At 68.4% G+C, this 14,248-nt stretch carries 9 protein-coding genes; 2 read left to right on the top strand and 7 right to left on the bottom strand.

What is annotated here, in order from left to right; translation table 11 throughout:
- Window positions 1-139: 139 nt before the first annotated feature.
- A complete protein-coding gene (locus ABZY20_RS25710; protein WP_356444169.1) occupies window positions 140-1,633 on the bottom strand; it encodes an IMP dehydrogenase in 1,494 nt (497 codons plus the stop codon).
- 352 nt (window positions 1,634-1,985) lie between these two features.
- On the opposite strand from ABZY20_RS25710, the gene ABZY20_RS25705 reads away from it, so the two are divergent.
- Window positions 1,986-3,404: an NAD(P)-binding protein gene (locus tag ABZY20_RS25705; protein WP_356444052.1), complete on the top strand. Its 1,419-nt coding sequence runs from the start codon at window positions 1,986-1,988 to the stop codon at window positions 3,402-3,404.
- Between the two features lie 406 nt (window positions 3,405-3,810).
- Here ABZY20_RS25705 and ABZY20_RS25700 read toward each other — a convergent pair whose 3' ends face one another.
- The 6 genes from ABZY20_RS25700 to ABZY20_RS25675 form a co-directional block, all read right to left on the bottom strand.
- Window positions 3,811-4,554, bottom strand: a complete 744-nt coding sequence (locus ABZY20_RS25700; protein WP_356444050.1) for an aminoglycoside phosphotransferase family protein — start codon at window positions 4,552-4,554, stop codon at window positions 3,811-3,813.
- An 80-nt stretch (window positions 4,555-4,634) separates the two neighbouring features.
- Entirely contained in the window at window positions 4,635-5,621 is a 987-nt protein-coding gene (locus tag ABZY20_RS25695) for an aminoglycoside phosphotransferase family protein (RefSeq protein WP_356444048.1), read from the bottom strand.
- Window positions 5,618-6,418: a DUF6009 family protein gene (locus ABZY20_RS25690; protein WP_356444047.1), complete on the bottom strand. Its 801-nt coding sequence runs from the start codon at window positions 6,416-6,418 to the stop codon at window positions 5,618-5,620. Before ABZY20_RS25690 ends, ABZY20_RS25695 begins: the two co-directional genes overlap by 4 nt.
- 59 nt (window positions 6,419-6,477) lie before the next feature.
- On the bottom strand, window positions 6,478-7,992 hold the full coding sequence (locus tag ABZY20_RS25685; RefSeq protein ID WP_356444045.1) for a phage/plasmid primase, P4 family: 1,515 nt from the start codon (window positions 7,990-7,992) through the stop codon (window positions 6,478-6,480).
- Window positions 7,989-9,095 carry a bifunctional DNA primase/polymerase gene (locus ABZY20_RS25680; protein ID WP_356444043.1) on the bottom strand — a complete coding sequence of 369 codons (1,107 nt, stop codon included), beginning with the start codon at window positions 9,093-9,095 and terminating at the stop codon, window positions 7,989-7,991. The genes ABZY20_RS25685 and ABZY20_RS25680 overlap by 4 nt, the downstream gene beginning before the upstream one ends.
- A 158-nt stretch (window positions 9,096-9,253) precedes the next feature.
- Window positions 9,254-11,542, bottom strand: a complete 2,289-nt coding sequence (locus ABZY20_RS25675; protein ID WP_356444041.1) for a hypothetical protein — start codon at window positions 11,540-11,542, stop codon at window positions 9,254-9,256.
- 918 nt (window positions 11,543-12,460) lie between these two features.
- Here ABZY20_RS25675 and ABZY20_RS25670 point away from each other — a divergent pair.
- Window positions 12,461-13,771 carry a Fic family protein gene (locus ABZY20_RS25670; protein WP_356444039.1) on the top strand — a complete coding sequence of 437 codons (1,311 nt, stop codon included), beginning with the start codon at window positions 12,461-12,463 and terminating at the stop codon, window positions 13,769-13,771.
- Window positions 13,772-14,248 lie beyond the last annotated feature (477 nt).

Genomic DNA, 14,248 nt, shown 5'->3' with positions numbered 1-14,248 from the left:
TCGCCCAGCCTCAACCTGCCGCCCGCGCCGACATTCAAGCGGCGTGTACAGCCCAGTCGCTCCACGCGGCCCCGCGCGTACCGACGGTCATCCGGCACGCTCGGGGCCGCGCTGTCCAGGCGGCTGCCTGGACGGTCAGTCACTCTGCCGCATCGATGGCGGGTCGGCGTACCTGGATCTCCGCGCCAGTCTGCTTGAACGACTCCGCGGACACGGGAACCAGCACCGCGTCCCGGTGGAAGTCGCGCAGGTTCGTCGCCCCGCAGCTGATCATCGTGGAGGTCAGCTTCGCGCGGGTCCGCTCCACGTTGTCGTACAGGCTGCCGGCGTAGGGAACGTAGCCGTCGACGCCTTCTTCGAAGACCATCTGGCCGCGCTGGCCGTAGCGTGCCGCGTTCTGTGCGCGCTGCGAGCCCTCACCCCAGTACTCCTTGTACCACTGGCCGCCGATCTGCAGCTTGCGTGACGGGCTCTCGTCGAGCCGGGCGAAATAGCGGCCCAGCATGATGAAGTCCGACCCCATCGCCAGCGCCATCGCCATGTGGGAGTCGTTGAGCAGGCCGCCGTCGCAACACAGCGGCACGTACACGCCGGTCTCCTGGGCGTAGGCGTCGCGCGTCTCGACCACGTCGAGCAGCGCTGAGGCCTGCCCGCGGCCGATGCCCTTCTGTTCCCGGGTGGTGCAGATGGCCCCGCCGCCGATTCCAACCTTCACGAAGGCCGCACCCGCGTCAGCGAGGTAGCGGAAGGCCCGCCCGTCGACGACATTCCCCGCGCCGACGAAAACGTCGTCCCCGTACTGCTCCTGGGCAAATTCGAGAGTCTTCGCCTGGTATTCGGAATAGCCGTCGGAGGAGTCCAGGCACAGCACATCCGCACCGGCTTCCACCAGCGCGGGAATACGGTCCTTGAAGTCACGGGAATTGATCCCGGCTCCCACCCGCAGACGCTTTTCATTGTCCACGGTCGCACGGTGATATGTCTTGTGAGCCTGGTAGTCCTTCTTGAGGACCAAGGAGACGACCCGACCGTCTTCAAGCACCGGCAGGACATCCAGGTGGTGCTGCCAGATCAATTCGTTTGCGTCGGAGAGTGAGACCGAGGCCGACGCGGTGACCAGCTCGTCACGCCCTCGCATCCGGTTGCGGACGGTCTCGGAGGCTCCGTGACGCTCCAGGTGGAAGTCGTCGAGGCTGATGATGCCCAGGAACTCGCCGTCCGCTTTGCCGCTCTCCGTCACGACGGCCACGCCCTGCTCGGTCGCGGCCAACTGCTGGGCGACCTCACCGAGAGGAGTCAGCGGTGCGACGGTGACGTCGCTCGTCCGGAAGCCAGCCTTGTGCCGTTTCACCGCCAGTACATCCGCGGCCTGGTCCTCGATCTGCTGGTTCTGGTGGATGAACGACAACCCACCGACCTGTGCCAAGGCCACTGCCAACGTCGGTGACGATACCGCCTGCATGATGGCGCTCACCATGGGGGTGGCGACCCGGATAGCCGACTCCTCGCCGACCCGGTGACGCACCAACGGCGCCCCGAGATCCACATTGTCCGGCGTGCAGTCTTCTGTGGTCAGGCCCGGAATGAGGAGGTACTCGCTCAGCGTACGAGAGATCTCGGGGAGGATTTTCACGTCGTCTCCAGAAAGGAGCCTGCAAACCGATCGCGGTAAATCGGCGAGACTCATGCGGTCATTGCGGATCGACGCCAGCCGGTAGCGCACTATCGGAAGAATCCGCTTCGGAGATTGAGAGCGGGCGCACCCGGCGGGGCAGTGCTCGCACGCGCGGCCGAATCGGCAGCGAAGGCACTACAGACCCGAAATTCGCACGGTGCTGCACAGGCGCTAACTTCCATTACGCCATACGGGATCGTACCGCACTGAACGTGTCCACCCGGTCACCCCTATAAACCAGCCACCGTGCTTCGGCCAAGATCCCGACGGAGGATGAGAGGGAGCATCATCACAGGCGTAGAGAGGCGAGATGGCGCGCGTCGTGGTCATCGGAGGCAGCATCAGCGGGCTCGCCTCCGCCCTGTTCCTGTCCAGGCGGGGACATCACGTCATCGTCCTGGAACAGGACGGCCACCACCTGAGCGCGAACCTTGAGGACGACTTCCTGGCCTGGCGTCGCCCTCGAGTCCCTCAGGCAGTCCAGCCACACGGCCTGCTGGGGCCCGTCCGCGACGTCCTGCTGCGCGAGGCCCCCGACGTGTATGCAGACATGCTCGCCCTCGGAGCCCGTGAGCGCCACGAGTTCGACTGCTTCACCCAGCACCCTCCGTACCGTCCGGGCGATGAGCGCCTGGTCACCATCCAGGCGAGGCGACTGGTTTTGGAGGTTGCTCTGCGACGTGCGCTGATGAACGAACGCACAGCAGTCCTACTCGTCGGCCATGGGGCCACAGGACTCGCCGTCGACTCAATCCGCAACCTTCCGCACGTCACCGGCGTTCATTCACAGCAGGGCCATCACCCGGCGGACCTGGTTCTGGACTGCGCTGGCCGGCGCTCCCCCGTGCCCGGCTGGCTGACCGGCGCGGGTTGCCGAGCGCCCCTGACCGAGAGCAGCCCGACCGGCATCGCCTATTACTGCCGCTGGTACCGACTCGCCGTGGGAGCGCCTCGGCCCGGAAGCGGCGTGAGAAACGGCTCTGCCTCCCCGTTCGCCATCGGCGGTGTCTTCCCCTCCGACAACGAGATCTTCGCCCTCTCCTTTGTGCTCTCGTGCGCAGACCCAACCAGAGGCGCCCTCAGTGATCCGCGCACGTTCGAAGCCGCAGCACGGACGTTTCCCGCCATGAACGCCTGGCTCACCAACCGGCCCGTACCTCTCTCCCCCGTCCTTGCCATGGGCGGGCTGCACAACAGATGGAGACCGTTGGCCGACGCATCAGGTCCAGTGGTGACAGGAGTCGTCGGCGTCGGTGACACGCTGATCCACACCAACCCGACCCTTGGCCAAGGCACTGCGCTGGCGCTGCGGACCGCGCAATGGGTGACCCAGCAGGACCTCACGGAGGAGAGTCCCAACGAGTTTGCCGGCCGCTATCACCGCTGGACGCTCCAGGAGCTTCGCCCCTGGTACGAAATGCAGATCTCAGCGGACCGCGCCACCGCAACACGCCTCGAGAGCGGGATTTACGGGAGACCTTCCTTAAGCTCCGACGAGCGAGCCACCCTCGGTGCCTGTGACTTGGAGGACACCGACATCATGCGCGCCCGAGCGCGCGTTCGACACCTCATGGATCACCCTGATAAGGCCTACGCGGAACCCCACATTCGTGCGAAGGTCGCTCGCTGGCGCAGCTCTCACCCAGGGCATGAAGACATCTTCGACGGTCCGGCACGGACCACGTGGCACTCGATCGTAGGTGCACCAGAACGTAGCGAGGCGCTGTAGCAGGGGTGGACCGGCATCGCGTCAGCCGTTCGAGGGTGCGCTCGGCTTCCTCTCTCGTCGGGTCCATGGCCGCCATCGGCGTGTGGTGTCTGTAGGCGTGGTGGTCGGGGATGGTGCGGTCGTTGCTGCGGTGCGGTCGGCGTCGAGGCCGATCTTGTCGGGGTGCACGCAGGTCGGCTCACCGGCCGCGGTGTACCGGTGGCCGTCGACGGGGTTGAAGGGCGCTTCGCGGCACGGCCGGTCGAAGATGACGAAGCCCTCGCGTGGGTACCGCAGGGCGGGGCAGATCCCGCACAGGCCGTGATCCGACTCGGGGTCCGTGAGAGGCGGGTGACCGTCCATGCCGTGGCAGCGTAGCGTCCCGCCAGCGGACGCTCTGACCACTGCGCACCCAGCTCGGGGCAGGTCACAGCAAGGCGTGCTCGAACGTGGAACGGTGCGCGGTGACGAAGCCGTGCTCGCGGCGGCTCCACTCGACGCGCGCGGCGATCACGTCCGCCTCGACACGGAGCTCGGAAGCCCCAGAAACCCGCTCGGCCCAGAACCGGGCGTTACGGTTCTGCCGTTCCAGGATCGCGTCGACGAGGCGTCGGCGCTCGCGGGTTCCGAGTCCGTATCCATCGGCTAGCACCCTCACCTGGTGAGCCTGTTCGGACACAGGCGGAGCTGTCACCTTGGAGGTGATACACCAAGTCCAGGCTGCGTACCCGACATCCTCAAGGGGATCCCCGGGCGCAGCAGTGTCGAAGTCGATGAAGGCCACCGGCGTGCCGTCCTGGAAGACCATGTTGTTCGGTCCAGGATCGTTGTGGCACACGACCGGATGTGGTCCTGCGAGCCTGCTGCTGCGGGTCGCGCCGTGCAGGGAGCACAGCAGTGCGCCAGCTGCGGTCACCTGGGCGTCGGTCCACTGCTGGAACTTGGCCGGCACGTGGCCGGGCAGGTAGCTGAACATGTCACGTCCGGCCTCGTCGACGCCCAGGTAGCGCGGCGCACCGGCAAAGCCATGCAGCTCAAGGTGCCTCAGCAGTTCCGCAACGAACGGCGACGACCGTGAGGCAGGTCGGCGCACGGTGTCCCCGACCCGGACGACACCGTAGGTGATTCGCCCTCCCCCCAGCGGTACTTCCACATCGTGTCCGCCGGTCATGCCAGGGCCTCCTTGGTCTACGCGCTGGATACCGGCCCGGTCTACCTGTGCCAGGAGGGCCTACACAAGCTGGCCGGGAGTCAGGCAACGATGGCAGAGAGTGCCGCCATCGACGCATAGGTGTTCTGCACGCCGTCCCGATTGCCGAGACGGTGGCGTTCGAGGCGGACGCTGCCGAGGTGGCGGGCTTCGTAGATCGTCGAGCGCCAGATGGCCGCGTCGGACTGGTCCGGGCGTCCGTAGGTCTCCCAGAACGCCTGTCGCTGATCAGGCTTGGCCTTGATCATGCGGATGGTCCAGTCGCTGGCGGGATCGCCCCACCAGGTCCTGTCCAGGTCGTGCACGCCGGTGATGGTCGGTTCCCGTGCATCGTTGCGGAGCAGGGTGTTGGGGAGCCACAAGTCCCCTGCGAGCAGGCGAGGTTCGTTGATCTCGTCGAGGACAGTGTGGTGGCGGGCTGCTGCTGCGGCGACCGTGCGTACATCGTCGGCGCCGAGACCGGCAGCCTCCAGGTCGACGGCGATGGTGTCCAGGGAGGCGGTGATCGCCTCGCTCCACGTCCGGTACGTGGGCCCGGCTACCGGCCCGAAGTTCCGACCGCGGACCGTGTGCACGCTGCGCGTAATCTCTCCGAGCTGACGGTAGTACGCCGACCACATCGATGGCGGGTACGTGCGCAGATGCTGGGGCGCAGGGGTACCGTCGAGCAGCGTCTGCACCATGTAGTCACGGCCGAGGACCTCGTGGGTGAAGTCCACCGCGATGACCTGGGGCATGAGGGGCGCGAGTGAGGCGAGGTAGGGGAGGCTGGCGTACTCGGTGCGCATCAGCTCCCGTTCCGATACGAACTGGCGGTCCGGCTCCGGGGCGATTCTCAAAATCGCCGGGCGCTCCCGTTCGGCGACGGTGACCTTGAGGATCGTGTTGTACAGGCCGGTGCCGAGTTCGACCGCGGACAACACCTCTGTGTGCGTGCCGAATGCCCGCTGACAGATGGTCTCGATCGCGTCGGCGGTGATGGACTGCTGAAACGCCGTGGGCGGACGAGGGATCAGCCGGAGTTTCATGGGCGCCGTTCCTCAGCGAGGTCAGAGCCCTCTGCCGTTGCTTCGTGTCGCGGGCGCCGCACAGCGCCTTGGTCCTCGCCCGGACCAGGCCCTGGGGGGCTCGGGGCGGTCTTCTCCCGTTCGGCTGGGGACGCTGCTGCCTGGCCCTCTGGCTCTGGCGACGACTGCGCAAGCTCGTCGGAGGCCGAGCCGGGATCTGGCGCAGGGGAATGGCCTGGTTCCAGTACGGGACCTCCCAGAGCTCGGCGGGTAAGGCGGCCTGGGCGACCGGGGGCGACGGTGCGGGGGTCGACTGCTTCGAGGGGTGCGTAGGTGGTGTAGGGCGAGTCGTCGGATTCGCTGCGGTCGCGGGGGAGGAGCCAGAAGGTGCGGCGGTCGTAGCGGCCGGAGTCGCGGGTGGCGGTGGTGTCAGGGGCGAGGTTGGCGTATCCGACGAGGCGGCCGGGCTGGTGGTACGGGGGCTTTCCGGAGCGTCGTTTGGTGATGTCCAGGCTCTCGCGGACGTAGTCGAGGTCGTCGATCGGCACGGTCCAGACGATCTCGGTCTCGGCGGCCAGCTGCTCGGGACGCAGGCGTGTGGTGGGCGCGGCGCGACTCGTGATGGCGTTCGGTCCCTGGTGAGTACCTGCGTCGGTACCTGCCGTGTTTTCGCAGGTCAGACCTGCTTCGGGGCGTGGGTGAGGGACGGAAAGGGACTGTTTTCCGCAAGTGTGGGGCGCTGGTGTGGTGTCGTCGTTTTGCGCGGGGGATACATTGTGGAAGTTGGTCTCTGTTGGTCCCTGGACGCGGGGTTTCATGGGGTGTGACCTGGCCTTTCGTGGGCAGGGACTGTTCTCGTCGTGGTCGGTGGGCCCGGTCATGACGGTCCCTGGAGGCCGGCGGGCGGGTTGATGATCTCGATGCCCTTGTAGATCTTGCGGCCGTTGGAGGTGGGCAGGTTGGTGCCGGGTGGGTGGTGGATGGCCAGGCGGACCTTCTCGCCGAAGTGGCGGGGCTTGATGGGGTCGACGCCTTCGTCCTCGCACCATGCTTCGTAGGCGAGGCGCAGGGTGCGCTGTTCGGTGCGCAGGGCGGAGGGGTCGCCGAGTTTGCAGCAGTCGGACAGGAAGCGGCCGAAGGTGTCCTCGGCCTGGGCGTAGTCGCGGGTGGCTGCGGTGACGGCGTCGGAGTTCTTCAGGTGTGGGTCGTCGCCGTTGAGGTACTTCAGGGTGCCCTGGATGATCCAGTGGAGGATGCCGGGGCCCTCGGCTTCGACGAGGTGGACGTCGAGGTCGGTGATGACGCGGCTGACGGTGTACTCGAACGGGACCAGGCGCAGGCGGCGCCAGAATCCGCGGCCGCCGGCGGGGACCGCGGGGCGGTGGTTTCCGAGCAGCCAGAGGGTGTGGGTGGGCCAGAAGCTGAAGAAGTCCTGGCGGACCTTGCGCGCCTTGATGCGGTCGCTGCCGGTGAGCAGGGTCATGCGGGCCTGGTCGAAGCGGGCTCCGGGGTTGAGTTCGCTGCACACGATCAGCCGTCGGCCCTGGAGGTCAGCGAGTTCGGTGGGGTGGTCGGAGTAGGGCTTGGCCATGAGGAAGTCGTGCGGGGCGGTGTCGGCGTAGTCGCCGAGGAGGCGTTGCACGACGGCGGCGAGCACGCTCTTGCCGTTGCCGCCCTGGCCGTGGAGGAAGGGGAGGATCTGCGCGGAGGTGAGGCCGGTGATCGTGTAGCCCATGACGCGCTGCATGTAGCCGGCCAGGGCCGCGCCTTTCGGGCCGGGCCCGAAGGTGTCGGTGAGGAACTTGTCCCACAGCGGGGTCGGCATCGCGCGCGGCGCGCACAGTGCGGCCCGGGTGTGGAACTGGCTAGGGTGGGCCGGGCGGAGCACGCCAGTGCGCAGATCGACCACGCCGTCCGGTGTGCACAGGGCGTACGGGTCGGCGTCGAGTTTGTCGGCCGGGAGGTGGAAGGCGGGCATCTTCTTCGCGACCCGGATCAGGGCCTGGTTGCCCTGGTCGTTGAGGGTCCGGTTGATGTGCCGGCGCAGCTGCTGGCGAGTGAAGCGTTCCTGGGGGTCGCGGGTGGCGAGGTTCTCGCCGAGCTCGAAGGCCGCCTCGGAGACCGCGCGGGCCTCCAGGTCGATCGCCCACCGGTAGTCGGCCCACCGGTACCAGCCGATGCCGGGCACGTAGCGGAAGTCCTCGCCGTACAGCCGTTGGAACAGCGCGGCGTTGCCCCGGTCGGTCAGGGACCGCGGGATCAGCAGTTCCGGTTCCGCCGCGCTGGGCCCGGACGCGGGCGGCGCCGCCGTCGGTGTGTCGGGGCCGGGCGCGCGGCTGGCCGGCACGGTGGGTGCGGTCTCCCCGGCCGCGGCCGCATCGGTGGTCGTCATCGTTCGTCTCTCGGGTGCAGGGCCTGCCGCGTGCCCGCGGCCAGACCGGATCGGATGATGCCCAAGGCCGCGGCCTGCTTGGCCGGCCGGGCGCGAAGGGCGGCGTCGAGCAGCGCCGTGCGCGCCGCCTCCTCGGTTATGTGGCCGCCGGCGACCAGGCCGCCGAGGGTGAACGCGGCCCGGTTGAGAACGCCGGACCAGCCCGCGCCCTCGGGGACGCGGCCGCAGTCGGCGACGGCGTCCAGCACGGTAGCGGCCGTCCGCTCCGCCCACCGCCCCGGCTCCGCTGACCCGCCGCCACTTCCCCGCCGGGCCGCGAGCGCCGCCGCCCGGGCCCGGTTGGGCACCGCAGGTTCTGCCCGCTCGCCGGCCGTGCCGGGCAGGAGGTGACCGGTGTGGGTCAGCTCACCGGCGAGCCAGCTCGGCAGCAGCACCGGCTCCCGGCGCTCCCCCACCACACGGTACGTGCCAGCCGCGGTGCGCGTTCCCGGTGCCACGATGTAGCCGCCGCGGGCCCGTACGTCCAACTGCCAGCCCAGCACCGGGCCGTGGTGATCGCCGCCGGCCGACCCGCGCCACGCGGTGCGGGCCGGGGCCCGGAACCACAGGTGCAGTCCCCCGCTCGGGGTGCGCACCGTCATGGTCAGCTCGCCCGTGCTCGGGTCGGGCTGGTTCCTGCTCTGGGCGAGCAGGCGGAGCACGTCGACCCCGTCCTTCACCTGAGCGACCTGGGCGGGTGTCAGGTCGACTCCGGGCAGCAGCTGGACGGCCTGCTGCGGGGGGGTGCTGTTGTGGCGGTCGACGTCGACGATGACGAGGTTCGCGGGGCCGGTCGCCACCGCGACGCCGCGGTCGCCCACCGTCCACCAGTGCTCGATCAAGTCGGGGTCCAGAGTGGCGGCGTAGAAGCCGTGGCACAAACCGCCCCGCGCCAGGCACGCGCACTCCTGTGCCGGGTGCGGAACGTACTCGGCGCTGTGCTGGCTGCACCGGCGACAGCCCCGGATCGGCGTCTTCCGGCCCGGCGCCAGCGGGAAGACCGGATACCCGCGCCCCGCGAACCACCGCGCGACTCGCACCGGTTCGACCTCGCCCGTACTCACCTCGCCCACCTTCCCCGGCACCCGCCGACCGCGGGACCGCTGCGAAACACCGCGGCCCTCCATGCACCGTTCACCCAACACCACCGACCCTCGTCGAGTCCCAGAACAGGGACTTCCGGCGCCCGCGTTCCAAACCGAAGCACGGCCCAGCACCTGGCTCACGCCGCGCTCACCGCCTTCCGGCTCTCGCTGGCGTACTGCGGCAACATCCCGGTCTCACCAACGAGGGGACGCTGCGCCAACGCGACCAGCCGCTCCTGCCAGCCACCGATCGGCTCCGGGTTCGGCGCCTGGACGGCGGTGCGCACGTGACCGAGCTGCTGCGTCAGCAGCGCCTCCGCGCACCGCCGACGGGCTACCTCTCCGGCGGCCACAGCCTGCTGCTCGTCACGCCGCCGGGCCCGCTCGATCGCCCTCACCCGCTCGGCCTCCGCCTGCGCCTCCGCCGAGACCGCCAGGACGGCGAGGGCGCGTTCGCGTTCCTCGCGCAGCAACGCCTCGGCCCGCTCTCGGACTTCCCAGGCCACTGCAGCCTCCGGCATCCCCAGCTCGTGCGCCCGCTGCTCCGCCCGGTGGGCCGCCTCCTCGAGCCGGGAGCGGCAGTCGGCCAGCCGACCAGCCACCTCACCCAGGTCGTGAACGGGGCCACCGACCGCGGCCGCGATCTCGGCGGCGCGCTCCAGGGCCTGACGGGCCGTACGCACCTGTGAGCACACCAGGCACAGCCCGCCGGCCTCCGGCACCCCGCACACCTCGCACGGGCGCGCTGCCAACACCGCCTTGGCCTCTTCCAGCTCGTCACGGTGGCGGGCCCACGCCTCCTCGCGCCGCGCCCGCTCCACCACGGCCCGCTCCCGACGGACGGCAGTCTCAGCCGCTTGCCGCGCGACCTCCTGGCTCAGCCGCGATTCCACCTTCGCCCGGAACTCCTCGGGCGACAGATGGGGCTCTGCCTCGGTGATGGCGCGCGCGACCTGGTGGCGCAAGGCCCTCCGGTCGCCGATCAGCAGCTCGCAGCTGGAACACACCAGCCCGGTGTCCATCCGCACGCCGTCGTCGCACGAGGTCGCGTAGCACTCGGCCCGCTGCGGCAGCCCTCGGCCCAGGAACCAGCCGACCGGATCCCGCACCGGCTGACCCTGCTGGGCAAACAGCCTCCTCTCGAGCCGCTCGGCCAGCACCACCGCGGCCCGCTCCGGCCCGACGACCCCGCCGACGCGACGCAACTCGGCTGCTACCGCCGCCCGGACACGGGACCGTCCGCCGGAACGCCCGATGCGGGCCCACTCGAAGTGCACCGGCGCCAGCACCCGCTCCAGCCCCCGCGGCAACGACCACCGCAACGGCGCTCCCCGGCCAGCCGCCGGAGGCACTACTCCCTGACCGGTCTGGCCGCCGACCTTCTGGTGCTGTTCCCCGCGCAGCGGGCTACCGGACCCACCGCATGCATCAGCCGCGTCGACGACCGTGTCCGGCTGGTCCTCGCGCTCGCCCGCGCGTCCCGGCAACGTTGAGGACCCCGATGCGGCTTCGCCGGAAAAGCGAGATGAAGCCGCACCAGAACCACCCTGAGCAACCACCGGAGCGTGGTCGGCGTGGTGTAGTGCACCGCCAAGCTCGTCTTCCGATGCCGCCAAGGTCTCACGTTTCCGCAGGTCAACCGCAACCTCGGGCTCAAATTCCGAGCCCTCGGCGCTCTCCTGACCCCTGAGTGCACCAGTCTCCTCAAGCTGACCGCCGTCCAGGACCTCGAAGAACCTCTCCTGGACCCACCCCTCCCCCGGCTCCCCGGGATCCGGCTCGTCGACAAGTTCCGTGCAGTGCACGCAGCACCGCACCTCACCGGGGAATACCTCGTCCTCCGGCGTCTCCCCGCCTGAATTGCCACCGGGCACCGCCCGCACCGTCTTCGCAGGCTCGCGCCCGTACGCGGCCGCGACCGCCGGGACCACCAACTTCACCCGAGCCCCAGGCACCCCCCGGCCAGGAACCTCCAGCAGTCCCTGGTGAACCATCCCGTCCACCACCTGAGCCGCCTCCGCCAGCGAACACCCCAGCAACCGGGCAACCGTCGCATCAGCACGGTCGAACCCTCTCGCCACAGCCCCGCCAACAAGCCGCACCCGGCCGTTAGGCCGCGCCGCCAGCACAAGCCGCAACAGAGCCAGCCGCTCACGCGCCGCACCCCGACCCCGCCGCTCGCCGAGGAGACCAGCCGGCGTCGCGGGCTTGCCCACCGGCGCCCATCCCGGCGCGAACAGCGCCTCGCACAACGACAGCAGAACGGCCAACTCACGCTTCTCCAGCCCCAGCGGATGACCCCGACGAGAGTGCGCGGCCGTCAGCGGCAACAGTTCCCAACGCAGGCCAGCCACTCGCCGTACCCGGTCCACGGTTCTTGTCACCACTTCGGTCGATACCGCGCCGGAATGACGCAGGCCCGGCAAGACCCGGTGATCAACTAGCGACTCCGACACGCCTAGCCACCGGGCCAGCTCACCCGCCGACAGCTCCAGCCGCGACCCCCCCGCTGGTGACTTCGCCAACAGCACTACAGCTGCCAGGGCCTCAGCCGCAGGACGTCGGTGAAGCGACTGGTCTGAGAGCAAGCTCGCAACGGCGGCCGAGAGTCGCTGCCGCATGCTGTCTCGGAGCAGCAGCGGTTGGCGAAGCGCAGGTGCCGCAGATTCGCTGGACAAGGTCACCGGCCAGCGATCAGCGGGCGTGCCTCGATCAGGCTCGTGCGGCCTTTTTGGTGTGGTTTGGGCGTAGTCCGGCGGAGACTCGCATGAGTCTCTTTTTGGCAATACGGGACTAGCCCTGCGGCTGGCGGCTATGATCTGCTCCAGAACAACACAGGGATGAAGGCACAAAACGACCGACCGCTCGGCCTAGGACATCAAATTGCCTGGTCAGCGGGGGTGAGGTTTGTAACCGTCATGGACGGCTGGGTCAGGTCAAGTCGTTAGTGTTTCCTCCCCTCGCCGAACACGGGTGGCTCCGTGGATCGGCAAGTCGGGCCGACAACGTCGGGCTGATGTGATGGACATGTGGAGACTCGGGGTGGCACCCCGAGCAGTGGCGATGGGCGACTTGGCTGAGTCGCCCCACGAGGCGACCTGCGGGTCGCCTTTTTCGCGCTCTCGTTGGGTGACCCTGGCTGGGATCTCCCTCTTGGTGCTGTGAAGGCGTGGCTGCGCTTCCACAAGTCGAGAGGCGTGTGACACCGGGCCAGATGGAGAGGGCATGGCAGCCAGCGCGGAAGCCGCGCCGACTGCACCGTCCTCTAGCATCAAACCAAACATCACGGGCACAGACTATCCTTAAATGGATCGGCCCGAGGTTGAACCTTTGGAGCGTGTCTGGTGGCAAGGTTTACGGAGCGGCGCTGGCAATCACAGCCTGGCCTCGCCCCTGGCGTCAGCGAACAGCAACCCCGTGCTTACGCTGCGTATACACCTGACTACCTCCGCGGGCGGCAGGTCCGTCTCTCGGCGGAACTCGCGGCAGAAATCTCTGAGGTCGACCAGCTGGTTCGAGAGTTCAACGACTCAGCGCCCACCAGCCCCCACCTCGAGTCTCTCGCGCGGTTCCTTCTGCGGTCTGAGGCAGTTGCCTCATCGCGGATCGAAGGCGTTGTCGCATCGGCCAGGGCGATCGCACACCTTGAGCTGATGCTCGCGACCAAGGCCGGCGATGAACCGCGGGCCGGAATCGGCGATAGTGCGCGGGAGGTCGTGAACAACGTCCTTGCTCTGCGTAAGGCCGTCACAGCACTGACCAGCACCCCATGCGTGACTGTTGATGACATCAACGGTTTGCAGGCCGCCCTCATGGTAGAGACCGAACAGCACGACCTGGCCGGCAAGCTCCGTGAGGTTCAGAACTGGGTTGGGGGCAACGCGTACGGCCCTCATGGGGCGGAGTACGTTCCGCCCGCCCCGGAACTGGTAGGCCCACTCATGGAGGACCTCGCGGCGTTCATCTCGGAGGATCAGCCGCTGCCCCTAGTTCAAGCTGCGCTCGTGCATGCTCAATTCGAGACCATTCACCCGTACACGGACGGTAACGGGAGGACGGGGCGTGCCTTGATCCACACCGTGCTTGCACGTCAGGGTTTGGCTGTAGGGCACGTGCTGCCAATCTCGATGTCTCTCCTCGCGCATGCTCGTGAGTACATTGCCGGCCTGGAGGCGTACCGATACAACGGGAGCGCAGACAGCGCTGCAGCGATGGACGGAACGGAGGCTTGGATCCGAGTGTTCTTGGCGGCCACGCGTGACGCCGTCGCTGAGGCGCGACGCTTCACAGATGAGCTTGGCCAAATGAGGGACCTGTGGCAGGCCCGCCTTGCGAACTATCGAGAGAGCTGTGGACTGAGGCCTCACCCGCGGAAGGGTGCGGCAGTGGTGCGGCTGATGGAACAGCTTCCGGGTGTCCCGGTCCTCACGGCTCGCGCGGCCGGATCGTTGCTCAAGACATCGTTTGTCTCCGCGTCCAAGGCGTTGGAGGAGCTGGCAGGTGCTGGCATCGTCCAGGTGAAAGACGCCGAACGGGGCACGCGAGCCTTCCTGGCCAGTGATGTACTCGACCTCATCAACGGGGCCGAGAGGCGCCTTACATACACGAAGTGGTCTTTTCCGGACCTCGGGGTCGAATCTGCCGATCGACCATGAAGGGCTGTGGGCCCCCTTCGGGGCGCTTTCCTTTAACGCGATTGGCACCTGATTAAAGGAAAGCGTCACTTAACGTAACAGAGCCGCTGCGTGCCGCTCTGACCATAGTAATTGGGTAACTGCACGGCTGCTGCTTCTGCCCTGCTGCAAGCCACAGCGTGTTGCACGTCGCGCTTAGCGGGCGTACATGGCGGCTGGCCAGGCCCTCAAGAGGCAAGTCTCGGCAGGCCGCGCGGCCACCATCGACACTGGCCCGCGCCGGGGCTTGTGAACCAAGCCAGTCGGCGCCGCTCTGAAGCCACAGGTGCTGCCATTGGCAGGCCGCCCCTCGCACTCACCCACAGCCGCCGTGCAACGCCGACGGCTCCACCTACCTCGCGCCGAGGCCCGGCCTCCCTCACAGAGAAGGGGCCGGGCCCCGGCTAGCGATCAAACCCACGGCGGTTACGAGGGCGCCACAACCTTTCGCGCCCGGAT

Source organism: Streptomyces sp. NPDC006624 (assembly GCF_040611555.1).
Taxonomy (GTDB): domain Bacteria; phylum Actinomycetota; class Actinomycetes; order Streptomycetales; family Streptomycetaceae; genus Streptomyces.
The sequence above is the reverse complement of the archived record's forward strand: the minus strand, read 5'-3'. Positions and strand labels throughout refer to the sequence as shown.

Bases quoted from the DNA above. Each gene is read 5' to 3' on its own strand.
- ABZY20_RS25705 (WP_356444052.1), top strand. From the start codon at position 1,986: ATGGCGCGCGTCGTGGTCATCGGAGGCAGCATCAGCGGGCTCGCCTCC.
- ABZY20_RS25700 (WP_356444050.1), bottom strand. From the start codon at position 4,554: ATGACCGGCGGACACGATGTGGAAGTACCGCTGGGGGGAGGGCGAATC.
- ABZY20_RS25695 (WP_356444048.1), bottom strand. From the start codon at position 5,621: ATGAAACTCCGGCTGATCCCTCGTCCGCCCACGGCGTTTCAGCAGTCC.
- ABZY20_RS25690 (WP_356444047.1), bottom strand. From the start codon at position 6,418: ATGAAACCCCGCGTCCAGGGACCAACAGAGACCAACTTCCACAATGTA.
- ABZY20_RS25685 (WP_356444045.1), bottom strand. From the start codon at position 7,992: ATGACGACCACCGATGCGGCCGCGGCCGGGGAGACCGCACCCACCGTG.